The organism is Nocardioides yefusunii, assembly GCF_004014875.1.
Classification (GTDB): domain Bacteria; phylum Actinomycetota; class Actinomycetes; order Propionibacteriales; family Nocardioidaceae; genus Nocardioides; species Nocardioides yefusunii.
On record NZ_CP034929.1, the window covers coordinates 2,270,903 to 2,294,479 of the forward strand.

The window sequence follows — 23,577 nt, forward strand, 5'->3', positions numbered from 1 at the left end:
CGAGCCTGATCGCGGGGTGCTCCTTGTGTGGTGTCTTCGTGTTCAGTTGTGATGGCCCGCTCGTGGCGGACACATTTCTGATCCTAGCCAGAAATGCGGCAAAGGGCCCGCTCCACGCGGGAGCGGACCCTCAGCACTTCGTCAGCGGCGCAGGCCGAGACGCTCGACGATCGAGCGGTAACGCGCGATCTCGACCTTCTGCAGGTAGTTCAGGAGGCGGCGACGCTGGCCGACCAGGAGCAGCAGACCACGACGCGAGTGGTGGTCGTGCTTGTGCTGCTTGAGGTGCTCGGTCAGGTGGGAGATGCGGTGCGAGAGCAGCGCGATCTGAACCTCGGGCGAGCCAGTGTCACCCTCGGTGATGGCGTACTCGGCCATGATCTTCTTCTTGGTCTCCGCGTCAGTACCGATGGACATGCGGGGCTCCCTTCAATTCGTTGCGCGGCGCGCCGGGGCCTGTTCACCCGGGCACTCTGGTTCCGCGGCCGTTGGACGGCGACGTTGCCCGCCACGGGCAACCGGACAAGACTAACAGCGACGCCGGCAGCGTCCCCAATCGCGAAGGACCCGGCCCGCCACCCGGCCCTCAGGCACCCAGCAGGGCATGCACGGCTTCGCGCGCACGACGCGGGCTGGTGGCCGCGAGGGCGACCGCGGCGGCCTCGCGGCACTGGGCCTCGGTCACCTCGGCCAACCGTGCCCCGACGGCTCGCACGGCCGAGGCGGCCATCGACAGCGACGTGATGCCCATGCCGACCAGGACGACGGCCAGCAGCGGGTCGGCGGCAGCCTCACCACAGACTCCGACCGGCTTTCCGGCGCGTCGACCGGCAGCCGCGGTCATCTGGATCAGGGTCAGCACGGCAGGCTGCCACGGGTCGGTGAGGTGAGCGAGGTCGGAAGCCATGCGGTCGGCCGCCATCGTGTACTGGGTGAGGTCGTTGGTGCCGATGGAGAGGAAGTCGACCACCTCCAGCATCCGGTCGGCGAGCAGCGCGGCCGAGGGGACCTCGATCATGACGCCGGGCTTCAGTCCACGCTCACGGACCTCGGCGGCGAACTCGCGGGCCTCGGTGACGGTGGCGACCATCGGCGCCATCACCCAGGCGTCGGCGCCGGTGCGCTGCGCCGCGGCGGCGATGCCGTCGAGCTGACGCTCCATCAGCCCACGGTTCTCATACGCCAGGCGCAGGCCGCGCACACCCAGGGCGGGGTTCTCCTCGCCCTCGTGAGTGGCGAACGCGACCGGCTTGTCGGAGCCGGCGTCGAGGGTGCGCACCACGACGTGCTGGTCGGCTCGCTCGGCGGTGGCGAAGACCTCGAGCACCTCGGCGTAGATGTCGGCCTGCTCCTCGGCCGACGGCTCGACGGCGCGGTCGAGGAAGCAGAGCTCGGTGCGGAAGAGGCCGACGCCCTCGACCGGCGCGGCGATGGCGTCGCGGGCCGAAGCGCCGTCGGCGACGTTGGCCATGAGCTTGACCGGAACACCGTCGGCGGTGGCGGCGGGGCCTTCCCATGCCTCGATCCGGGCGATCCGGTCAGCATCAGCGGCGATGCGGGCGCGGGCCGCGTCGACGTCGACGTCCAGCTCGACCAGACCGGTGGAACCGTCCACGAGGACGTCGGCGCCGACGACGAGCGCCAAGGCACCCTTGGTGCCGACCACGCAGGGGATCCCGAGCTGGCGAGCAATGATCGCGGTGTGGCTGGTGGGCCCGCCCTTCTCGGTGACCAGGGCGAGCACGCGTGCCGGGTCGAGACCTGCGGTGTCGCTGGGGGCGAGGTCCTCGGCGACCAGCACCGACGGGACGGCCGGCAGCGCCAGACCCGGCTCGGGCTCGCCGACGAGGTGGGCGACCACGCGACGCTGGATGTCGCGCAGGTCGGTGGCGCGCTCGGCCATCAGGCCGCCCATCGACTCGAAGAGGGTCACGAAACCTTCGACCGCCTCGGCGATCGCGTCGAGCAGCGAGGCGCCGTTGCCGAGCGCCTTGGCCACGGCGCCACGCAGGCCCCGGTCCTTGGCAAGCCCGGCCGTGGCGGTGAGCACCGCGCTGGCCTGGCCCTGGACATCGGCCGCGCGACGGGTGAAGGCGTCGGAGACCGCAGTGACGGAAACGTCGAACGCCGCGAGGGCGGCCTCGGCGTCGGCGTGACCACCGTCGCCGTAGGCAGCGACAGCTGCGGCGGAGACGTCGGTGCGCACCTGCACGACGGGACCGACAGCGAGGCCGGGGACGACGGGAGTGCCACGGAGGTGGTGGGGCGTGCCGGCAACGGCCGGGGTCGTGGTGGTGCTCATGTCGTCACGTTATCGACTGAAACCTTGACAAGCAACACAATCGGGCGTAAACCAACAGGTACAAAGATGAACGGGCATCTGTCGGATCCCGTTCCGATCCCCCCCATGATCAGTCTCGGGACCCAGGAAGGACGCCGACGTGTACGCCGAGGAACGCCAACAGGCCATGGCCCAGCTCATCAACGCCGAACGACGGGTCTCCGTCGCCCGGCTGGCCGAGGACTTCTCCGTGACCACCGAGACGGTGCGTCGTGACCTCTCCGCTCTCGAGCGCCGCGGCCTCGTCCGCCGCGTGCACGGTGGCGCAGTCCCGGTCGACGCGCTGGCCCCCACCGAGTCCGGACTCAACGAGCGCGACCAGCACAACACCGACGCCAAGGAAGGCCTCGCCGCCGCGGCGATCGCCCTGCTCCCGGCCCCCGGCTCAACGATCCTGCTCGACGCGGGCTCCACCACCGCCCGGCTGGTCGCCGCCCTCCCCCACGACCACCAGCTCACCGTCGTGACCCACTCGGTCCCACTCGCCGCGCGCCTGGCCGGCAACCCCAACATCGAGCTGGTCCTGCTGCCCGGGCGTGTGCGCCCCACCACCCAGGCAGCCGTCGGCGCCGACACCGTCGCCGCCCTCGCCGAGATCCGAGTCGACATGTCGTTCGTGGGCGCGAACGGCCTCAGCGTCGAGTTCGGACTCAGCACCCCCGACAGGGACGAGGCCGCCACCAAGCGTGCTCTCGTCGCAGCAGGGCGACGAACCGTCGCCCTCGTCGACTCCAGCAAGCTCGGGCTCGAGTCGACCCACCGCTTCGCCCGCCTCTCCGACGTCGACGTCCTGGTCACCGATGCAGGCATCGACGCCGTCGAGCGCAGCGAACTCGAGCGTCACGGCCTGGAGGTGGTCGTCGCATGATCCTCACCCTGACCCCGAATCCCAGCGTGGACCGCACTGTCTCGCTCACCACCGCCCTGCAGCGCGGCGAGGTCCAGAAGATCTCCACCGTGCTCGACCAGCCCGGAGGCAAGGGCGTCAACATCTCTCGCGCCGCAGTGGCTGCCGAGGTCCCCACCGTCGCCGTCCTCCCGGCCCGTGACGACGACGAGTTCGTCACCTCCCTGCGCGATGGTGGCGTCACCGTCGTGACCTCGACCCCCGCCGGCGCGATCCGGATGAACATCACCGTCACCGAGCCCGACGGCACCACCACCAAGCTCAACGCCCCCGGCGCGACCCTGAGCCCGACCGACGTCGAGGCGCTGGCCGCCACCGTCGTCGAGCAGGCAGCCGGCGCCACCTGGGTGGTCCTGGCCGGTTCCCTGCCTCCCGGCGCGCCGGCCACGTTCTACGCCGACCTGTGCCGCGCGCTGCGCGACACCGGGGCCCGCGTCGCCGTCGACACCTCCGGCGCGCCGCTGGCCGCGCTCGTCGCCGACCTCGCCGACGCCCAGCCGGACCTGATGAAGCCCAACGGCGAAGAGCTGGCCTCCCTGACCGGTGACGACGCCGACGCCCTCGAGGCTGACCCCGTCGCCGCCGCCCGCGCCGCCCGTGTCCTCGTGGACCGGGGCGCCCGTGCCGTGCTCGCCTCCCTCGGCGGCAACGGCGCCGTGCTGGTCAACGCCGACGGCGCCTGGCACGCCTCTCCCCCGCCCACCACGGTCGTCTCGACCGTCGGCGCCGGGGACTCTTCCCTCTTCGGTCACCTGTTGGCCGACCTGCGTGGTCTGGACGCCCCCGGGCGCCTGACCATGTCAGTCGCCTACGGCAGTGCTGCTGCAGCCCTGCCCGGCACCACGGTTCCCACCCCCACCCAGGTCCGCCCGGACCTGGTCTCCGTTTCAGCCCTCGGAGGTTGGCATGCATGACCTGATCACGCCGGACCTGGTCCGGCTCGACGCCCAGTGGGGCGCCGACAAGCACGACGTGATCCGGGGCCTCGCAGCCCTGGTCGCCGACGCTGGTCGCGCCTCCGATCTCGAGCAGATCATCGCTGACGCGTTCGCCCGCGAGGCGACTTCGGCAACCGGTCTCCCCGGTGGGTTCGCGATCCCCCACTGCCGCACCGCCGGCGTGGAGACCCCCACTCTCGCGTTCGCGCGACTGGCCCCGGCCGTCGAGTTCGGTGCCAAGGACGGCGCTGCCGACCTCGCGTTCCTCATCCTGGCCCCGGCCGACGGTGACTCGACGCACCTGCAGCTGCTCAGCAAGCTGGCCCGTTCGCTGGTCAAGCCCGAGTTCACCGCTGCGCTGCGCAACGCCGCTGACGTCGAGAGCGTCGTCACGCTGGTCAACGAGGCCATCGGCGAGACCCCGGCCGCTGCCGCTGCTCCCGCCGCTGCCGCCACTGCCACTGCCGCACCGGTCGAGGCCCCCGCCGAGGTGCAGAAGGCCTCCCTGGTCGCCGTGACCTCCTGCCCCACCGGCATCGCGCACACCTACATGGCCGCCGAGGCCCTGCAGGCCGCTGCCGAGCGCGCTGGCGTCGAGCTGGCCGTCGAGACCCAGGGTTCGGCGGGTTCCACCCCGATCCCGGCCGGTGTCATCGCAGGAGCCGGCGCGGTCATCTTCGCCACCGACGTCGGCGTGAAGGACAAGGCCCGCTTCGCCGGCAAGCCGGTCCTGAACTCGGGCGTGAAGCGTCCGATCGACGAGGCCGACGCGATGATCGCCGAGGCGCTCAAGATCGCTGCCGACCCGAACGCCTCCCGTGTCGAGGGCTCGGCCGACGCCGCTGCCGCCGACACCACCGGAGCCAAGGAGTCCTGGGGTGGCCGCACCCGCCGCGTCCTCATGACCGGTGTCTCCTACATGATCCCGTTCACCGCGGCCGGCGGTCTGCTGATCGCCCTGTCGTTCCTGCTCGGCGGGTACGACATCACCAACGCCTACGGTGAGATCGCGGTCAACAACACCCTCTTCGACCTGCCCGACGTCCAGGCCCTCGGTCTGGAGCACGTGCTCTTCGACTCCGGCCTGCTGGCCTACATCGGCGCGCTCTTCTTCATCATCGGCAAGACCGCGTTCATGTTCTTCATCCCGGCGTTGGGCGGCTACATCGCCTACGCCATCGCGGACCGTCCGGGCATCGCCCCCGGTTTCGTCATGGGTGGTCTGGCCTCCAACATCTTCGGTGTGGCCTCCGCCGACGGCATCGGCGCTCCCGCGACCGGCTTCCTCGGCGCCATCGTCGGTGGTGTCCTCGCCGGTGTGATCGCGCACTGGATTGCCGGCTGGAAGGTCCCGACCTGGGCTCGCGGCCTGATGCCCGTCCTGGTGATCCCGCTCTTCACCTCGATCATCGCCGGTTTCGTGATGTTCGTCGTGCTGGGCAAGCCGATCTCGTGGGTGATGGACCAGCTCAACGACGGCCTGAACTCTCTCAACGGCTCCTCGGCGATCATCCTGGGCATCGTCCTGGGCCTGATGATGGCCTTCGACATGGGTGGCCCGCTCAACAAGGTCGCCTACTCGTTCGCCGCTGCCGGTGTCGGCGCCGCCTCGCTGGCCTCCGACGCTCCCGAGCTGAAGATCATGGCGGCGGTCATGCTCGCCGGCATGGTGCCCCCGATCGCCCTGGCCCTGGCCACCGTCGTCCGCCCGAAGCTCTTCACCGAGGCCGAGCGCGAGAACGGCAAGGCCGGCTGGCTGCTCGGCGCCTCCTTCATCACCGAGGGCGCCATCCCGTTCGCCGCTGCCGACCCGCTGCGCGTCATCCCCTCGATCATGGTCGGTTCGGCCGTGACCGGTGCCGTCTCGATGGCGATGGACGTCGGCGTCCGCGCCCCGCACGGAGGCATCTTCGTCCTCTTCGCGGTCGAGAACGTCCTGGGCTTCATCGTCGCCCTGGTCGCCGGTGTGATCGTGGCTGCCGCCATGGTCACCGCGCTCAAGAGCGCCGGCTCCAAGAAGGCCGTCGAGGCCTGATCCTCGAACTCGTCGCGGTTCGCGCCGGGTCCGTAGGCTGACAGCCTCGGGCCCGGCACCCCACGGGGCTCGCCCCGGCCCATCCGTCCACCAGTACCTGCACAGGAGCCCCCTGCATGATCACCAAGAACGCCACCGTCGGTTCGACCGTCGGCCTGCACGCCCGTCCCGCCGCCGTCATCGCCGAGGCCGCCGAGGCCCTGGGCTCCGACGTCACCGTCAACGGTGTCGACGCAGCCTCCTCGCTGATGCTGATGACGCTGGGCGCCCAGCACGGCGACGTGCTCGAGATCGCCGGCTCCGACGAGGCAGCGGTCGCGAAGATCGTCGAGCTCGTCGAGTTCAACCACGACGCCTGAGAGCAGGTGGCAGGGCCGCACCGGCCCAGCACGGCGTGAGCCCCCGGAACCGTGGAGGTTCCGGGGGCTCACGCGTTCGTACGGCGGGTCGTGCAGGTGCTCACTGACCTCGCGGGGTCATCGAGAGCTCGAAGTGGCCCTCGGCGCCGACGCTGCCGGTGCTGATCAACACCGCGGCACCCGTGCCGCCGACCAGACCGCCGAAGATCGACGTCACGTGCTTGCCCAGCTGGTTCGTCGTGGCCGTCTCCTCACCGCAGCCGTTGCAGCCGTAGGGGTACGGACCGACCACCGGTCGACCGTAGGTGATCCCCACGCCGTTCCAGGGGCGGCATGGACCGTGAGGTCGCCGTACAGGACGTCTCCTGACTCGGCCAGGACCAACGTCTCGAGGCCGTCGGACCGCGCCGGCACCACGATGCTGTCGCCGCTGACCACCATCGTCTCGTCGTGGACGGGAGTCGGCACGACGCGGAAGGACTTGCCTGCTGCTGCCGGTTCGGTGAACAGCAGGATCGAGGACGCCTTGTTCGTCGCCAGAACGCGTTGGGCATGACCGCCGCGCGGCAGGCTCTCGCCCCTGGTGCTCATGGCCGAGAGTCCGTGGGGCTCGACCTTCGACGTCCTGCCGCCGACCACGACCGTCTCTGCGTCGCCGGAGAGAGCGATCCGCGTTCCCGGTCCGACCTTGACGTCCACGGCGTACTGGTACCCGGTCCGCACCGGGACCGACACCTTCGTCGAGGTGCGTGCCGGACCGCTTCAGCGTCGCGTACCCGTCAGTGCCGGCGGCGATCGCGTTCCCCTTGGGGCCCAGCAGCGTGCGCTGGGCGAGAAGCTCCAGCCCACCGCCCTGCTTCGCGGGAAGGACCGCGGCGATGCGAACCTTGTCGCCCTTCTTGCCAGCAAAAGTGAGGGTGTACCTCTTCCCCCTGACCGTCGCGACGGCCTTCTTGCCATAGGCAGTCTTCAGGGTGACACGCTTCGCGGCCTTGGCCTGCGCCACCACCTGAGACTCCGAGTGGTCCGGCCCTGCGTGTGCCGCCGTCGGCGAGAGCACAGCAGCACCCACGGCGAGAGCCGCGACACTCACCGCAGCCAGCCGCAGAGCCCCGACCGGACGTGGCGGGCCCTGACGGTTCAGGCGCTGACGTCGAGTGTCGAAGGACATGGATCCCCAGGATGTGGTGTGTGCCTGCCCGGCTCGTGCTCACGGCTCGTGCTCACGGGTCGTGGACGCCGACTGGACCGCACGTGTGGGTGCACACGTTCCGCCCCGTCCACGAGCCCATGTCGAACGTGACCTGTCCACCCGGCCGCGTGCCACACCGGCGCACCAGCACTCTGTCGGTCCACACCACACTCCTGTTCGGACACCTGTTCGCATCCTCACGGAACGACACAGGGGCCCACCAGCGTCGTGCCGGTGGACCCCTGTGTGAACGTTCAGGCGCCCAGGATCTCCCGCGCCTTGACCACATCGCCGTGCATGGTCTCGATCAGGGCCTCGATGCCCTCGAAGGCAACCATTCCGCGCAGACGCTCCACGAACGCCACGTCGACCTCGACGCCGTACAGCTCAAGGTCGGTGCGGTCCAGGACGTAGGACTCCACCCGGCGCTCACGCACACCGGCGAAGGTCGGGTTGGTGCCGACGCTGATCGCTGCCGGGTAGGTCTCCCCCGTGTCGCGGCGGGTCAGGCGTCCGGCGTAGACGCCGTCGGAGGGCGCGGCTTCGGTGGCCGGCATCGGGACGTTGGCGGTGGGGAAACCGAGCTCGCGGCCGCGCTGGTCGCCCTTGATGACGGTGCCACGCACCGTGAAGGGACGCCCCAACGCCTCCGCCGCACCGGCGACGTCGCCGGTCGACAGGCAGTTGCGGACGTAGGTCGAGGACCACACCTGCGGTCCACCGTCGAGAGGCACGCCCTCGGCGGTGAAGCCCAGGTGCTCGCCGGCCTCCTTGAGCAGCGCCACGTCGCCGGCGGCCCGGGAGCCGAAACGGAAGTTCGCTCCCACCACGACGGCCTTGGCCTTGAGCGGACCGACGATGACGTTGTCGATGAAGACGTCCGGGCCCCAGGCCGCGATCTCACGGTCGAAGGGCAGGACGAGCACGGCGTCGACGCCCTGCTCAGCCAGCAGCGCGACCCGCGACTCGATGTTGGTCAGGGTGGGCGGCGCGTGCTCGGGCCGCAGGACGGCGATCGGGTGCGGGTCGAAGGTGACCACCACAGTGGTCTCGACCCCGATCTCCTCCGCGGTCTGACGAGCGCGACGCAGGACGTGCTGGTGCCCCCGGTGTACCCCGTCGAAGTTGCCGACGGAGACCACGGTGGGCCCCAGGTCCTGGGGAACCTCGTTCAAGTGACGCCAGATCTGCACGGTAGAACTCTCCCACTTCACTTCGGGGACGGTGACGACACCCCCGGAGGACAAGACTCCGGGCTGCTCCGGGGTGGTGCTCATCCGACGAAGACCGCCAGCGGCTTTGCCCCGGATCCGGACGGTTCGTAGAGGGCAAGGAACTCACCCGACGGCGCGAAGACAGCCGTCACGGCGTCCACGGCAAGGTCGAGGCGACGCCCGTAACGGACCTCGCGCTCCTGCTCCGCGTCGAGGTCGATCGCCGGGAAGGACATCCGAGCGGCCTCCGCGATCGGGACGACGCGGAACTCCTCCTCCAACTCCTCCACCGTGGAGGAGGTCGCGAGGTCGAAGGCGCCCACCGCAGTACGGCGCAGCGCCGTCAGGTGGCCGCCGACGCCCAACGCGGCACCGAGGTCACGCGCGATGGCGCGAATGTAGGTGCCCGAAGTGCAGCGAACGGAGATGTCGAGCTCGACCGTCCCGGCGGCAGCGCCCTCGGCGGGCGTGCGGAAGGCGTGCACGTCGATGCCGTGCACCGTGACGGGGCGAGCCTTGAGCTCGACCTCCTCGCCGTTGCGCACGCGTTCGTAGGCACGCTTGCCGTCGACCTTGATCGCCGAGACGGCAGTGGGCACCTGAAGGATGTCGCCGACGAACGGCGTCAACGCCTCGCGGACCTGCGTCTCGGTGAGATGCTCCGCCGAGGTGGTCGTGGTGACCTCGCCCTCCGCGTCGTCGGTGGTGGTGGCCACGCCCAGCAGGACGGTGGCGTCGTACCCCTTGTCGGTGAGCATCAGGTGACCCAGGAGCCGGGTGGCACGGTTGGTGCCCAGCACCAGGACACCGGTGGCCATCGGGTCGAGGGTTCCGGCGTGGCCCACCTTGCGGGTGCCGGCGAGACGCCGGACACGCGAGACCACGCCGTGTGAGGTGATGCCTCCGGGCTTGTCGACGACGACGAGCCCGGAGACCACCTCAGAGGGCTGTGAGCTGTTGTTGCTCACGCGTCCTCGTCGTCCTGCTCGTCCTCGCCGCCGATGACGCGGGGCTTCTTGTACGGGTCGTCGCCGGAGGCGTACGCCGCACCCTCACGCTGGGCCGCGACAGCAGCGTCAGCGGCCTTGGCGCGAGCCAGGACCTCGTCGAGGGCGCGAGCGTTCTCGGGAAGGGCGTCGTGGAAGAACTCCAGCGTCGGGACGATGCGCATGCCCAGCTGCTTGCCGACCTCGGAACGGATCAGGCCCTTGGCCGACTCCAGTGCCGCGGCGGTCTCGGCAAGCTGCTCCTCCTCACCGAAGACGGTGTAGAAGATGCTGGCATGCTGGGAGTCACCGGTGACGCGCACGTCGGTGACGGTGACGAACCCGATGCGCGGGTCCTTGATTCGACGCTCGAGCATCTCGGCGACGATGACCTTGATGCGGTCGGCGATCTTGCGAACTCGGGGGCTGCTCATGGCTCCACTCTCTCTCGTGAAGACCGTCCCGCGCATCCTGGTCGGACACGCGGGACAGATGGTTCGGGGTGTTGCGGACGGCCCACGTGGGTGGGCCTGAAATGCCGAGTCGGCGCCAGCCTTGCGACTGGCGCCGACTCGAACAGTGGATCAGCTGCGCGGGATCTCGCGCATCTCGAACGACTCCACGACATCGCCGATCTTGATGTCCTGGAAGTTCTTGAGCACCAGACCACCCTCGAAGCCCTCGCGGATCTCGGAGGCGTCGTCCTTCTCGCGGCGGAGCGAGGCGAGGTCCAGGTTGTCCGCGATGACGTTCTTGTCGCGGATGATGCGGACCTTGGCGTTGCGACGGATGGAACCGTCGGTGACCATGACACCCGCGATGTTTCCGGCCTTGGAGGAACGGAAGATCTCGCGGATCTCGGCCTGGCCCAGACGGGCCTCCTCGTACTCCGGCTTGAGCATGCCCTTGAGCGCGGCCTCGATCTCTTCGATGGCCTGGTAGATGACCGAGTAGTAACGAATCTCGACACCTTCCTTGTCCGCCATCTTCTCCGCCTTGCCCTGGGGCCGGACGTTGAAACCGATGATGATCGCGTCGGAGGCGGCAGCCAGGTCGACGTTGGTCTCGGTGATCGCACCGACGCCACGGTCGATGACGCGCAGAGTGACCTCGTCGCCGACGTCGATCTGGGCCAGCGAGTCCTCGAGAGCCTCGACCGAACCGGACACGTCGCCCTTGAGGATGAGGTTGAGCTCCTGGCTCTCGCCCTTCTCCATGGAAGCCATGAAGTCCTCGAGGGTGCGGCGGACGCGACGCTTGGCCTGCATGGCCGCACGCTCACGTGCCTCGCGCTTCTCAGCGATCTGGCGAGCCATACGGTCGTCCTCGACCACGATGAAGTTCTGACCGGCGCCGGGGACGGCGGACAGACCGAGCACCATGACGGGGCGCGACGGGTCGGCCTCGGTGATCTCGTCGCCGTGCTCGTCGAGCATCGCGCGGACACGGCCGTGGGCCGGACCGGCAACGATCGAGTCGCCGACGCGGAGCGTTCCGCGCTGGACGAGGATCGTGGCAACGGGACCGCGACCGCGGTCGAGGTTGGCCTCGACGACCAGACCCTGTGCGTCCTGGTTCGGGTTGGCACGCAGGTCGAGGGACGCGTCCGCGGTGAGGACGACGGCCTCGAGCAGCTTGTCGAGGTTGAGCTCGGACTTGGCCGAGACGTCGACGAACATCGCTTCGCCGCCGTACTCCTCGGGGACGAGGCCGTACTCGGTCAGCTGGCCACGAACCTTGGTCGGGTCGGAGTCCGGCTTGTCGATCTTGTTGACCGCGACCACGATCGGGACGCCAGCGGCCTTGGCGTGGTTGAGCGCCTCGACCGTCTGCGGCATGACACCGTCGTCAGCAGCGACCACGAGGATCGCGATGTCGGTGGCCTGAGCACCACGGGCACGCATGGCGGTGAACGCCTCGTGACCGGGGGTGTCGATGAAGGTGATGCGACGCTCGTTGCCGTCCACCTCGGTGGTGACCTGGTAGGCACCGATGTGCTGGGTGATGCCACCGGCTTCCTTGCCGCCCACGTTCGCATTGCGAAGGGCGTCCAGGAGGCGGGTCTTACCGTGGTCGACGTGACCCATGACGGTGACGACCGGCGGACGGTGGACGAGGTCGTCCTCGTCGCCTTCGTCGGCGCCGAACTCGAGCGAGAAGGACTCGAGGAGCTCGCGGTCCTCGTCCTCCGGGGAGACGACCTGAACGTTGTAGTTCAGCTCCTCGCCGATCAGCTCCAGGGTCTCGTCACCCACGGACTGGGTGGCGGTCACCATCTCGCCGAGCGAGAAAAGCATCTGCACGAGTGCTGCGGGGTCGACGTTGATCTTCTCCGCGAAGTCCGTCAGGGACGAACCGCGGGCAAGACGGATCGTCTCGCCGTCGCCCTTGCGGACGCGCACGCCGCCGATGGTCGGGGCCTGCATGGCCTCGAACTCCTGACGACGAGCGCGCTTCGACTTGCGACCGCGACGCGACGGGCCGCCGGGGCGACCGAAGGCACCCTGGGTCTGACCGCGCTGGCCGGGACGGTTGCCGCCGCCACCGGGGCGGGCGGGACCGTTGGAGAAGCCACCGGGACGACCGGCACCAGCGCCACCACCGGCACCGGGACGGCCAGCGCCACCGGGACCGGGACGACCGGCACCACCGGGACGGCCAGGGCCGCCCGGACGGGCCGGAGCACCGCTCGGACCGCGACCGAACGCGGCCGGGGACTTCGGCATCATGGCCGGGTTCGGGCGCGGCATGCCGCCACCGGCGGGACGCGGAGCGCCACCGGGACGCGGAGCGCCACCCTCGCCACGAGCCGACGGGGGACGCGGCGGACGGTTCTCGTCGTTGCCACCCTGGCCGCCACCCTGGGGACCGCGCGAGCGGCCCATGCCCTGGGAGGGAGCGAAGGGGTTGTTGCCGGGGCGCGGGGCACCGGGCTTGCCGACCGGACGCGGGGCCGGCGACTTGCGAGCCGGGGCGCCGGGGCGCGGAGCGCCACCCTCGCCACGGTCGGAACGCTCGTTGCGGTTCTCACGCGGAGCGGGGGCCGGAGCCGGCTTGGGGCCGGGCTTCGGGCCGGGACGCGGAGCACCGGCAGCCTTGGGCTCGGCAGCAGCCGGCTTCGGGGCAGCGGGAGCAGCAGGCGCCGGGGCCGGCTTCTCGGCGGCCGGGGCCGCCTTCTCAGCGACGGGCTTCTCGGCGACGGGAGCCGGAGCCGGCTTCTCGGCGGCGGGAGCCTTGGGGGCAGCCGGAGCCGGGGTCGGCTTCGGGGCAGCAGGGCCGGGCTTGGGTGCAGCCGGGCCGGGCTTGGGTGCGGCCGGCTTGGCCGCGGGGGCTGCGGGGGTGGCCGCAGCGGCGCCGGTGGAGGAGGACTCGGAGGTCTTCAACTGCTCACCGAACTGCTTCTTGAAACGCATTTCGACGGGGGGCTCGACGGTCGACGATGCCGACTTGACGAACTCACCCATCTCCTTGAGCTTCTCGAGAACAACCTTGCTCTCGACACCGAACTCCTTGGCGAGTTCGTGGACTCGGGTCTTGGCCACGTTTGTACGTTGCTCCTTCTGGCCCGAGCCCCGGGAGGGGTGTCGTCTCGGACCGTTAGTGGTGGTGCTGGCTCATCGGAAAGTACTCATCGAGTGCTCATGAGCTGCCTGCTCCAGTTTCTGGTCGGTCGTTCTGCGGAGGGTCACCGTCGCTGACGACGACCCCTTCGGTCAGGGCGATGATGTGCTCACCCACCGGGCTGGCGTCGAGCTGCCCCTGGACCCTCAGGCCCCGGGAGTAGGCCCGCCGACGCTCGGCGAGTTCGTGACACTCGACCGCGGGGTGAACGTGCGCCCCGCGACCGGGTGCGGTGGCGGTGAGGTCGGGGAGGACGGCCGACCGGCCGTCCGACCCGGTGCCCGCAACCACGCGCACCAGTTCGCTCTTGGCGGCTCGTCGACGACAACCCACACAGGTCCTCACCGGACCGGGCGTCTGAATCATCGTCTTGGATACCACCGGGGGCAGCCTACCGCGCTCACCCACTGATGACCGAACTGGGCGGCGGACGCCACGCCCGGGCGCACGAGTGCTGGCTCCCGGGCGTGGCGCGTCGCCACGACGGCCTCAGTCGTTCTCGGCCTCGTCGGACCGGATGTCGATCTTCCAGCCGGTCAGGCGGGCGGCGAGGCGGGCGTTCTGGCCCTCCTTGCCGATCGCCAGGGACAGCTGGAAGTCCGGGACCTCGACGCGGCAGGTGCGTGCGGCGCGGTCGAGGATCTCGACCTTGTTCACGCGGGCGGGCGAGAGGGCGTGGGCGACCAGTGCGGCCGGGTCCTCGGACCAGTCCACGATGTCGATCTTCTCGCCCTGGAGTTCGTTCATCACGTTGCGCACGCGCGAACCCATCGGGCCGATGCAGGCACCCTTGGCGTTCACGCCGGGAACGGTGGAGTGCACCGCGATCTTGGTGCGGTGGCCGGCCTCGCGAGCGATCGCCGCGATCTCGACGGTGCCGTCGGCGATCTCGGGGACCTCGAGCGCGAAGAGGCGCTTCACCAGGTTGGGGTGGGTGCGCGACAGGGTGATCTGCGGGCCGCGCATGCCCTTGCGGACCGACACGACGACGGTCTTGATGCGGGTGCCGTGGGAGTAGTCCTCGCCCGGAACTCGCTCACCGGCGGGAATGATCGCCTCGAGCCGACCCAGGTCGACCATGATGTCGTCCGGGTTGAGACCCTGCTGGATCGTGCCGGAGATGATGTCGCCCTCGCGTCCGGCGAACTCGCCGAACTTGATGTCGTCCTCGGCGTCACGCAGACGCTGCATCATGATCTGCTTCGCCGTGGTGGCGGCGATGCGACCGAAGTCGGCCGGGGTGTCGTCGAACTCGCCGACGAAACGACCGTCGTCGTCGGTCTCGACGGCCAGCACGACTGCCTTGCCGGTCTTGCGGTCCAGCTGCACCCGGGCACGGTCCTGTGCTCCGGGGGTCTTGGTGTAGGCCGTCAGGAGAGCCTGCTCGATCGCTTCCACCAGCACGTTGAAGGAGATGCCCTTCTCGCGCTCGAGCATCCTCAGGATGCCAAGATCGATGTCCATCAGTCGTCCTCGCCCTCGTCCACGTACTCGTCATCGTCGAGGTCGTCCGCGTCCTCGACGTCGTCCTTCACCGTCTTGCGGTTGAACTCCACCTGCACCAGCGCCTTGGCCACGTCGGCGTACAGCAGCTCGCGCTGCGCACCGTCGACGTCCAGGGTCACCTTCTCGGCCTCGGCAGCGCCGATCCGTCCCTCGAAGGTGCCGCCCTCGACGAGGGTCACCTTCACGAGTCGGTCCGCGTTGCGGCGCCAGTGGCGCTCCAGGGTCAGGGGACGGTCCACACCGCGCGAGGTGACCTCGAGCAGGTAGGGCGTCTCACCCATGACGCCGTCGGCGTCCAGGATCTCGTTGACCGCACGGGTCGCGTCGGTGACGTCGTCCATCGTGACGCCGCCGTCCTTGTCGACCGCGATGCGGAGCACGCTGCGCTTGCCGGCAGCGGAGAGTTCGACGGCCTCGAGATCGAGGCCGAGTGCAGCGAGGGGGTCGGTGAGGGTCTGCGCGATGCGCTCCCTCTTCTCATCGGTTCTGGTGTTGCTCACCGGTATCGACCTCCTTGTTCTGTTGTTGCAGCAACCATAACCCTCGTGACCGCGGCGGAGCACCTCGCGAGGAGCCTCGTGGCGGAGTCAGGAGGGGCGCCCGAGGTGACCTAGGCTCTGCCTCGTGACCCCCAGCCTGCCTCGTTCCGCCCGCACCGGCCCGAGTCGCCGCCGCCTGCTGACCACCCTGGGAGTGAGCACGCTCACGCTCCCGCTCACACTGACCGCGGGCTGCGACCTCCTCGACTCCGGTGACACCGGCCCTGAGAGCCCGACGGCGAGCGAGGACCAGGCGATCCTGGACGAGGTCACCGACTCCACCCGGGTACTGCTCGACCGGGTCCGCGCCACCGTCGCAGCAGGCGCGGTCAAGCCGCGTCGCGAACGAGCCCTGACCGCTCTCGGCGACGCCCTGCAGTCCCACCTCGACCGCTTCACCACCGACCCCGCCCCGGACGCCTCTGCCTCCGCCGGTGCGACGCCGACGACGGCACCGAGTGCCGCACCGGCGCCTGCCGTCGGCGTGGCCGTGCTGCACCAGGAGGCGCAGACGCACCAGACGCTGCTCTCCGACGCCGCGGGGCGCACCACCAGCGGTGCCTTCGCGCGCCTGCTCGCGTCAGCCGCGGCCGGCGTCTCCCAGCACCTCGTGGCACTGACCCCGAACTCGAAGACGAAGGACGGCACTCCGTGACCGACTCCCCCACGCCCCGGAGCGAGCCGACCGCACTCGACGCCCTGCAGCAGACCCTCGCTGCCGAACACGCCGTCGTGCACCTGTTCACGGCTCTGGGAGGCATGACGTCGGCCTCGCGTGAACCCGAGCTCGCTGCGCTGCTGCGCGAGCAGTACCAGGTGCACCGGGGTCGTCGCGAGCAGCTGATGGTGATGGTGCGCACCCAGGGGGCCCAGCCGGTCGCTGCCGAGCCCGCCTACGCCCTGCCCGAGGCCTCCACCGCGGACCTCGTCCGGGCCGCCGGCCTGGAGGCCGAGGAGCGGTGCGCCCAGACGTACGCCGCACAGGTCGCAGCCACCACGGCCGAGGCCCGCGACTGGGCGGTGATGACGTTGGCCGAGACCGCGTCGACACTGCTGCGCTGGGGCGCCGACGCGACACCGTTCCCCGGCGCTCCGGACCTGCTCGCCTGACGGGCCTGCGGGCGCGTGGGGAAGTCCCGAGATCTCCCCCACGCGCCCGTCGCAGGGCCCGCCGGAGCCGGTCAGCGTCGGCCCCGGACCCCACTGTGCCGCATTCGTTCCGCCCAGCGGAACAGTGCGGCCGACGATGTGCTCCCGTGGTGCTTCTCCGGGAATGACACAGGGAATGACACAGGGCCCCGACCGGCGATCCGGTCGAGGCCCTGCGTCGTGAACGCGTTCAGACGATGATCAGCCACGCACCAGTGTGACGAGGTGAGCGACGACGTCGGCAGCAGCGACCTCGGCCTTCTCGCCGGTGGCACGGTCCTTGACGTCGACGTTGCCGTCGGTGAGGCCACGTCCCACGGTGACGATCGTCGGGACACCGATGAGCTCGGCGTCCTTGAACTTCACTCCGGGGCTGATCTTGCCGGCGCGGTCGTCGTAGATGACCTCGATGCCGACGGCGTCGAGCTCGGTGGCGATGCGCTCGGCCTCGGCGAAGATCTCCTCGCCCTTTCCGGCAGCGACGACGTGCACCTGGGCCGGGGCGATCTCGCGCGGCCAGGCCAGGCCGATCTCGTCGAGGGTGTTCTCGGCGATCGCCGCGACAGCACGCGAGGCGCCGATGCCGTAGGAGCCCATGGTGACGGTGACGAGCTTGCCGTTCTCGTCGAGGACCTTGAGGCCCAGGGCCTCGGCGTAACGGGTACCGAGCTGGAAGATGTGACCCATCTCGATGCCGCGCTCGGTCGAGAGCGAGCCCTCGTCGCAGGACGGGCAGGCGTCGCCGTCACGGACGTCGGCGGCCTCGATGAAGCCGTCGCCGTTGAAGTCGCGGCCGGCGACCAGACCGACGACGTGCTTGCCGTCGACGTCGGCACCGGTCACCCAGGAGGTGCCGGCCACGACGCGCGGGTCGAGGAGGTAACGGATGCCGGAGGCGTTCTCGGTGCCGAGCACGCCGGCGCCGATGTAACCCTTGACCAGCGAGGGGTGCTTGCGGAACTCGGACTCGTCGAAGGCCTCGACCTCGATGGGCTCGATCTGGCCCTCGAGGCGCTTGGCGTCGACCTCGCGGTCGCCGGGGACGGCGATCGCGACGGGCTCGCGGGTGCCGTCGGGGTGCTTGAAGACGACCAGGACGTTCTTGAGGGTGTCACCGGCGGTCCACGGACGGTCCGCACGCGGCTGGGCGGCGTTGAGGTGGGCGACCAGGGCGTCGATGGTGGCGCAGTCGGGGGTGTCGACGACCTCGGCGGCCGGAGCGGCAGCGGCGTCGACCTCGGCCGGGACACGCACGGCGACGGCCTCGACGTTGGCGGCGTAGTCGCAGTGCGAGCACTGGACGTAGGTGTCCTCACCGACGGCGGCCTTGGCCAGGAACTCCTCCGAGGCGGAGCCACCCATGGCACCGGCGGTCGCCTTCACGACGGCGTACTCGAAGCCGAGACGGTCGAAGATGCGGATGTAGGCGGCGCGGTGCGCGGCGTAGGAGGCGTCCAGACCGGCCTGGTTGTGGTCGAAGGAGTAGGAGTCCTTCATGACGAACTCGCGACCACGCAGGACGCCGGCGCGCGGACGTGCCTCGTCGCGGTACTTGGTCTGGATCTGGTAGATCGAGAGCGGGAGGTCCTTGTAGGACGAGTACATGTCCTTGACCGCCAGGGTGAACATCTCCTCGTGGGTGGGGCCGAGGAGGAAGTCGCCGCCCTTGCGGTCCTTGAGGCGGAAGATGTTGTCGCCGTAGTCGTCCCAGCGCCCGGTGGCCTCGTAGGGCTCCTTGGGCAGGAGAGCGGGGAACAGCATCTCCTGGGCGCCGATCGCGTTCATCTCCTCACGGATGATGTTCTCGATGTTGCGCAGCACCTTCAGACCCAGCGGCAGCCAGGTGTAGATGCCCGGCGCGGCACGCCGCACGTAACCGGCGCGCACGAGCAGCTTGTGGCTCGGGACCTCCGCGTCGGCCGGGTCGTCCCGGAGGGTTCGGACGAAGAGCTGGGACATCCGCATGATCATGGGATCAGGCTAACGGCGCGGCTCCCGGCGGCGTGAACCCGCCACGTCCCAGACCCACATCGACGTGGCCGGTCAGACACCGCCGTGACGACGAGGACCGCGACAGGGCTCAGAACATGACGGTGGAGAACGTCGCGGTGTGGGTGAAACCGACCTTCGTGTAGGCCGCACGGGCGGCGTGGTTGAAGTCGTTGACGTAGAGCGAGACCACCGGAGCGATCCGGGTGCGGGCCAGCTGCACGACGGCAGCGGTGGCCGGTGCGGCGATGCCGCGTCCGCGCAGGTCCGGTCGGACCCACACGCCCTGGACCTGGGCGGCGTACGGGGACGCGCAGGCCACCTCGGCCTTGAACTCGACGCGGCCGTCCTCGCCGAAGCGGGCGAACGACCACCGACGTCCGATCAGCTGCCGCACCCGAGCACGGTAGAGCTCGTCGTTGCCGCCGGCCTCGGGCGAGACGCCGACCTCCTCGGTGTACATCGCCACGCAGGCCGGGTAGAGCGCCTCCAGCTCGTGCGGCTCGACCAGACGGACCGACGGATCCGGGACGATCGCCGGTGCGGTGCGGATCTCGAGGTGCGGCTGGTCCCAGCGGACGTCTCGGGGCTCACCCCAGAGGTCCCGGAGGCCTTCCCACAGCACCTCGACCGAGGAACGTGGGCCGACCAAGGTGCAGGAACGACGCGGCAGGGCCCGCATCCGGGCCGCGAAGACGCCCGCCGACTCTGCGTCGCAGGAGATCGGGACGGCGTTCGCCCCGACGTGCAGCGCCGCGACCAGGGTGCCGTCGACGAACCGGCCCCACACCTCGCCCCCGAGCCAACGGGGGTCGAGGTGGGTGGAGCGCCCGCGGTACTCGGGGAAGACGTTGACCACCGGGTCCCGACGGGTGACCGCCAAGAAGGCGGCCATGTCGTCGGGCCCCAGGACCACGACCCCGTCCACGGAGGTCCGGGCGTCGATGCTGGTCACGTCGTCGAGGTGTTCAGGGTGGGCGTCAGGAGACGCTGACCGAGGCGCTGGAACCCTCGACGGGCTCCATGCCCTCGGCGAGGCGCATGGCCTCCTCGATCAGGGTCTCGACGATCTGGGACTCCGGGACGGTCTTGATGACCTCGCCCTTGACGAAGATCTGGCCCTTGCCGTTGCCCGAGGCGACACCGAGGTCGGCCTCACGGGCCTCACCGGGACCGTTGACGACACACCCCATGACGGCGACGCGCAGCGGCACCTCCATGCCCTCCAGGCCGGCCGTGACCTGCTCGGCGAGGGTGTAGACGTCCACCTGTGCGCGGCCGCAGGACGGGCAGGAGACGATCTCGAGACGACGCGGCTTGAGGTTGAGCGACTCCAGGATCGCGCGACCCACCTTGACCTCCTCGACCGGCGGGGCCGAGAGGGAGACGCGGATGGTGTCGCCGATGCCCTGGCTCAGCAGTGCACCGAACGCGGTGGCCGACTTGATGGTGCCCTGGAACGCCGGACCGGCCTCGGTGACGCCGAGGTGCAGCGGCCAGTCGCCGGCCGCAGCCAGCAGCTCGTAAGCGCGGACCATGACGACGGGGTCGTTGTGCTTGACCGAGATCTTGAAGTCACGGAAGCCGTGCTCCTCGAAGAGGCTGGCCTCCCAGATCGCGGACTCGACGAGCGCCTCGGGGGTCGCCTTGCCGTACTTGTCCATGATCCGCTTGTCGAGCGAGCCGGCGTTGACGCCGATCCGGATCGAGGTGCCGTGGTCGGTGGCGGCCTTGGCGATCTCCTTGATCTGGTCGTCGAACTTCTTGATGTTGCCCGGGTTGACGCGGACCGCGGCACAACCGGCCTCGATCGCGGCGAACACGTACTTGGGCTGGAAGTGGATGTCGGCGATGACCGGGATCTGCGACTTCTTCGCGATCGCCGGGAGTGCCTCGGCGTCGTCGGCGCTGGGGCAGGCCACGCGGACGATGTCGCAGCCGGCAGCGGTCAGCTCGGCGATCTGCTGGAGCGTGGCGTTGATGTCGGTGGTGGGGGTGGTCGTCATCGACTGCACCGAGATCGGGTGCTCGGATCCGACCCCGACGGAGCCGACCTGGATCTGACGCGTCGCACGACGCGGAGCGAGGACCGGAGCGGGGAGAGCGGGCATGCCGAGGCCGATGGACGTCATGGCGCCAAGGTTACTGGGGAGCCCCACGCCTGTCCGCGTCGCCGGAGCACTGGCCCTTCCGAGTGTGACGTGTCAGCCGTTCTGGCCGTCGTTCACTCAGCCGTTCTGGCCGTTGTTCACTCAGCCGTTCATGGAGACCGGGACCACCAGGTCACCGACGATCAGGACGACACCCATGACCATCACCGTCAGGCCCACCACGTACGCCACCGGCATCAGCTTGGCGGTGTCGAAGTGGCCCGGGTCGGGGCGACGGAACACCTTCGCCAGACCACGACGTACGGCCTCGTAGAGGGCACCGGCGATGTGACCGCCGTCGAGCGGGAGCAGCGGCACGAAGTTGAACATGCCGATGAAGAAGTTGAAGCCCGCGATCAGCATCAGCAGGAAGACCGCACGGTCGGTGACCGGGACCTCGTGGGTGGAGACGGCCTCACCGGCCAGACGACCACCACCGACGATCGAGACCGGCCCCATCGGGTCACGCTCCTCCAGACCGACGATCGCCTTCGCCACGCCCCACACCTTGGCCGGCATGTGCGCCAGGGCCTCGAGGGTGTTGACGGTCATGTCTCCCATCTGGGAGACCGTGTAGCCCACGCCGCCGGTGACGAGTTCGGTGGTGGGGCTGACGCCGAGGAATCCGACCTCGACGGTGCCCTGGCCGTCCGCCAGGCCGTCGGCGCCCACGGTGGGCCGGCTCGTGACGGTGGTGTTGGTGGTCAGGGAGAGTTCACGGCCCTCGCGCAGCACCACGATCGTGGCCGCGCCGTCGTCGTTGGCCCGGATCTCGCGCTGCACGTCCTCCCAGGCGCCGACCGGAACGCCGTTGAAGGAGACGATCTCGTCGCCCACCTCGATCCCGGCCTGCTTGGCCGGGGCGACCGGGTCGGCGTCGGTGCACTCACGGCCGTTCTCGGCAGCCGGGACCACGCAGGCCGAGACGTCGGAGACGACCGGGACGGTGCGCACGTCGGAAGAATTGCCGTAGGTGGCGAAGACGGGGACGAAGATCGCGAAGGCGATGGCGATGTTGACCGCCGGGCCGGAGCCCATGACGATCACCTTCTTCCACCACGGGAGGCGGTAGAAGAGGCGCTCCTCGTCACCGGGCTGGACGAGTTCCCACTCCGCTGCGCGGGCGTCGGAGACCAACTGGGTGAACATGCCGGTGTTGGACTTGCGGATCCGCAGCACCTGGTTGCCCTCGGCGTCGGTCCCGACCTCCTCGGCCAGTTCCTCGGCACCGGGCGGCAGCATGCCGACGATCTTCACGAAACCGCCGAGCGGGATCGCCTTGATCCCGTACTCGGTCTCGCCGACCTGCTTGCTCCACACCGTCGGACCGAAGCCGACGAAGTACTGCGTCACCTTCGCACCGAACTTCTTGGCCGGGATCATGTGACCCAGCTCGTGCAACCCGATCGAGACGACCAAGGAGAGTGCGAAGAGCAGCACTCCGACGGTGTAGAGCAGGGCGGTCATCAGTGCTGGGTCTCCCGTTCGGCTGCGAGGGCCTGCACCCGACGCGACGCTTCGCTGCGGGCCCACGTGTCAGCAGCCAGGACGTCGTCGACCTCCATCGGCTGCGCGTTCGAGCCTACGTCGTGAACGGTGAGCGTGTCCTCGACGACGGTGAGGATGTCGACGAAGCCGATCTGCTCGTCGCGGAACGCCTGGACGGCGACCTCGTTGGCGGCGTTGTAGACCGCAGGCGCGGTGCGTCCCCGGGCGCCGGCCTCGCGGGCCAGACGGACTGCGGGGAACGCGTCGTCGTCGAGGGGGAAGAACTGCCAGGTGTGTGCCTTGGTCCAGTCCACCGACGCCGCGGCGTGCGGGACCCGCTCGGGCCAGGCCATGCCGAGCGCGATCGGGATGTGCATGGTGGGCGGGGACGCCTGCGCGATCGTGGAACCGTCGACGAACTCGACCATCGAGTGCACCACCGAGGTGGGGTGCACCGTCACCTCGATGTCGTCGAACGGCACGTCGAAGAGCAGGTGCGCCTCGATCACCTCCAGACCCTTGTTGACCAGGGTGGCGGAGTTGATCGTGATGACCGGTCCCATCGCCCACGTGGGGTGGTTGAGTGCCTCGGCGACGGTGACCTGCGTCAGCTCGTCGCGGGTACGGCCGCGGAAGGGGCCGCCCGACGCGGTGAGGACGAGCTTGCGGACCTCACGCTGCTCCCCCGAGCGCAGGCACTGAGCGATCGCGGAGTGCTCGGAGTCGACGGGGACGATCTGGCCGGGCTTCGCACGACGCGTCACGGCCTCGCCGCCCATGATCAGCGACTCCTTGTTGGCCAACGCCAGCGTCGTGCCGGCGTCGAGTGCCGCCAGGGTGGGGCGCAGACCGACGGCACCGGTGATGCCGTTGAGCACCACGTCGGCAGCCATCCCGGCCGCCTCCACCGAGGCGTCCTCTCCCAGACCCGAGTACGCCGGGGCGAACTCCTTGACCTGGGTGTCGAACAGTTCAGGGTTGGATCCTCCGGCGGTGAGTCCGACCACCCGGAACCGGTCCGGGTTGGCCCGGACCAGGTCGAGGGCCTGGGTGCCGATCGAGCCGGTGCTGCCGAGGATGACCACGTCGCGTCGCTTCACCCGAGGAAGTCTCCCACCGCCCCCGGCCCGCGACGCGTCCACGTCCGGGGCGTCGGGGTACGG

Annotated in this window: 21 protein-coding genes; 6 read left to right on the top strand and 15 right to left on the bottom strand. The window is 69.9% G+C overall.

The window, feature by feature from the left end; translation table 11 throughout:
- Window positions 1-141: 141 nt before the first annotated feature.
- Together rpsO and ptsP are read right to left on the bottom strand one after the other, a co-directional pair.
- Complete coding sequence (gene rpsO, locus EOV43_RS10320) at window positions 142-417, bottom strand: 30S ribosomal protein S15 (protein ID WP_128221210.1); 276 nt, start codon at window positions 415-417, stop codon at window positions 142-144.
- Between the two features lie 169 nt (window positions 418-586).
- The gene (ptsP, locus tag EOV43_RS10325; RefSeq protein WP_128221211.1) at window positions 587-2,302 is read right to left on the bottom strand and encodes a phosphoenolpyruvate--protein phosphotransferase; all 1,716 of its coding nucleotides are present in this window, start codon (window positions 2,300-2,302) and stop codon (window positions 587-589) included.
- Between the two features lie 139 nt (window positions 2,303-2,441).
- Here ptsP and EOV43_RS10330 point away from each other — a divergent pair, with 139 nt between their 5' ends.
- The 4 genes from EOV43_RS10330 (at window position 2,442) to EOV43_RS10345 (ending at window position 6,580) form a co-directional block, all read left to right on the top strand.
- A complete protein-coding gene (locus EOV43_RS10330; protein ID WP_128221212.1) occupies window positions 2,442-3,209 on the top strand; it encodes a DeoR/GlpR family DNA-binding transcription regulator in 768 nt (255 codons plus the stop codon).
- Window positions 3,206-4,162, top strand: coding sequence for a 1-phosphofructokinase family hexose kinase (locus tag EOV43_RS10335; protein ID WP_128221213.1), 957 nt, complete (start codon window positions 3,206-3,208; stop codon window positions 4,160-4,162). The genes EOV43_RS10330 and EOV43_RS10335 overlap by 4 nt, the downstream gene beginning before the upstream one ends.
- Window positions 4,155-6,221, top strand: a complete 2,067-nt coding sequence (locus EOV43_RS10340; protein ID WP_128221214.1) for a PTS fructose transporter subunit IIABC — start codon at window positions 4,155-4,157, stop codon at window positions 6,219-6,221. Before EOV43_RS10335 ends, EOV43_RS10340 begins: the two co-directional genes overlap by 8 nt.
- Window positions 6,222-6,337: 116 nt before the next feature.
- Complete coding sequence (locus EOV43_RS10345; protein WP_128221215.1) at window positions 6,338-6,580, top strand: HPr family phosphocarrier protein; 243 nt, start codon at window positions 6,338-6,340, stop codon at window positions 6,578-6,580.
- Window positions 6,581-6,793: 213 nt separating this feature from the next.
- Here EOV43_RS10345 and EOV43_RS10355 read toward each other — a convergent pair whose 3' ends face one another.
- The 8 genes from EOV43_RS10355 to rimP all read right to left on the bottom strand — a co-directional run bounded on the left by EOV43_RS10355 (window position 6,794) and on the right by rimP (window position 15,599).
- The gene (locus EOV43_RS10355) at window positions 6,794-7,303 is read right to left on the bottom strand and encodes a hypothetical protein (RefSeq protein WP_128221217.1); all 510 of its coding nucleotides are present in this window, start codon (window positions 7,301-7,303) and stop codon (window positions 6,794-6,796) included.
- A gap of 723 nt (window positions 7,304-8,026) precedes the next feature.
- A complete protein-coding gene (locus EOV43_RS10360) occupies window positions 8,027-8,965 on the bottom strand; it encodes a bifunctional riboflavin kinase/FAD synthetase (RefSeq protein ID WP_164878711.1) in 939 nt (312 codons plus the stop codon).
- Between the two features lie 80 nt (window positions 8,966-9,045).
- Window positions 9,046-9,954, bottom strand: a complete 909-nt coding sequence (gene truB / locus EOV43_RS10365) for a tRNA pseudouridine(55) synthase TruB (protein ID WP_239022081.1) — start codon at window positions 9,952-9,954, stop codon at window positions 9,046-9,048.
- Complete coding sequence (gene rbfA, locus EOV43_RS10370; RefSeq protein WP_128221219.1) at window positions 9,951-10,406, bottom strand: 30S ribosome-binding factor RbfA; 456 nt, start codon at window positions 10,404-10,406, stop codon at window positions 9,951-9,953. Before rbfA ends, truB begins: the two co-directional genes overlap by 4 nt.
- A gap of 150 nt (window positions 10,407-10,556) precedes the next feature.
- Window positions 10,557-13,514 (bottom strand): translation initiation factor IF-2, encoded by a 2,958-nt coding sequence (gene infB, locus EOV43_RS10375; protein ID WP_128221220.1) that lies wholly within the window; start codon window positions 13,512-13,514, stop codon window positions 10,557-10,559.
- 97 nt (window positions 13,515-13,611) lie between these two features.
- Complete coding sequence (locus tag EOV43_RS10380; RefSeq protein WP_128222273.1) at window positions 13,612-13,959, bottom strand: YlxR family protein; 348 nt, start codon at window positions 13,957-13,959, stop codon at window positions 13,612-13,614.
- A gap of 123 nt (window positions 13,960-14,082) precedes the next feature.
- Complete coding sequence (nusA, locus tag EOV43_RS10385; protein WP_128221221.1) at window positions 14,083-15,057, bottom strand: transcription termination factor NusA; 975 nt, start codon at window positions 15,055-15,057, stop codon at window positions 14,083-14,085.
- A complete protein-coding gene (rimP, locus tag EOV43_RS10390) occupies window positions 15,057-15,599 on the bottom strand; it encodes a ribosome maturation factor RimP (protein WP_128221222.1) in 543 nt (180 codons plus the stop codon). The genes nusA and rimP overlap by 1 nt, the downstream gene beginning before the upstream one ends.
- A 124-nt stretch (window positions 15,600-15,723) precedes the next feature.
- On the opposite strand from rimP, the gene EOV43_RS10395 reads away from it, so the two are divergent.
- Complete coding sequence (locus tag EOV43_RS10395) at window positions 15,724-16,293, top strand: hypothetical protein (protein WP_128221223.1); 570 nt, start codon at window positions 15,724-15,726, stop codon at window positions 16,291-16,293.
- Window positions 16,290-16,748, top strand: coding sequence for a DUF4439 domain-containing protein (locus EOV43_RS10400; protein WP_128221224.1), 459 nt, complete (start codon window positions 16,290-16,292; stop codon window positions 16,746-16,748). The genes EOV43_RS10395 and EOV43_RS10400 overlap by 4 nt, the downstream gene beginning before the upstream one ends.
- 240 nt (window positions 16,749-16,988) lie before the next feature.
- Here the strand turns inward: EOV43_RS10400 and EOV43_RS10405 are convergent, their stop codons facing one another.
- The 5 genes from EOV43_RS10405 to dxr form a co-directional block, all read right to left on the bottom strand.
- On the bottom strand, window positions 16,989-18,758 hold the full coding sequence (locus EOV43_RS10405) for a proline--tRNA ligase (RefSeq protein WP_128221225.1): 1,770 nt from the start codon (window positions 18,756-18,758) through the stop codon (window positions 16,989-16,991).
- Between the two features lie 109 nt (window positions 18,759-18,867).
- A complete protein-coding gene (locus EOV43_RS10410) occupies window positions 18,868-19,731 on the bottom strand; it encodes a GNAT family N-acetyltransferase (RefSeq protein ID WP_239022082.1) in 864 nt (287 codons plus the stop codon).
- Between the two features lie 25 nt (window positions 19,732-19,756).
- Window positions 19,757-20,908, bottom strand: coding sequence for a flavodoxin-dependent (E)-4-hydroxy-3-methylbut-2-enyl-diphosphate synthase (ispG, locus tag EOV43_RS10415; RefSeq protein WP_128221226.1), 1,152 nt, complete (start codon window positions 20,906-20,908; stop codon window positions 19,757-19,759).
- Window positions 20,909-21,028: 120 nt separating this feature from the next.
- Window positions 21,029-22,393 carry a M50 family metallopeptidase gene (locus EOV43_RS10420; RefSeq protein ID WP_128221227.1) on the bottom strand — a complete coding sequence of 455 codons (1,365 nt, stop codon included), beginning with the start codon at window positions 22,391-22,393 and terminating at the stop codon, window positions 21,029-21,031.
- Window positions 22,393-23,514: a 1-deoxy-D-xylulose-5-phosphate reductoisomerase gene (gene dxr, locus EOV43_RS10425; protein ID WP_239022083.1), complete on the bottom strand. Its 1,122-nt coding sequence runs from the start codon at window positions 23,512-23,514 to the stop codon at window positions 22,393-22,395. Before dxr ends, EOV43_RS10420 begins: the two co-directional genes overlap by 1 nt.
- Between the last annotated feature and the right edge of the window lie 63 nt (window positions 23,515-23,577).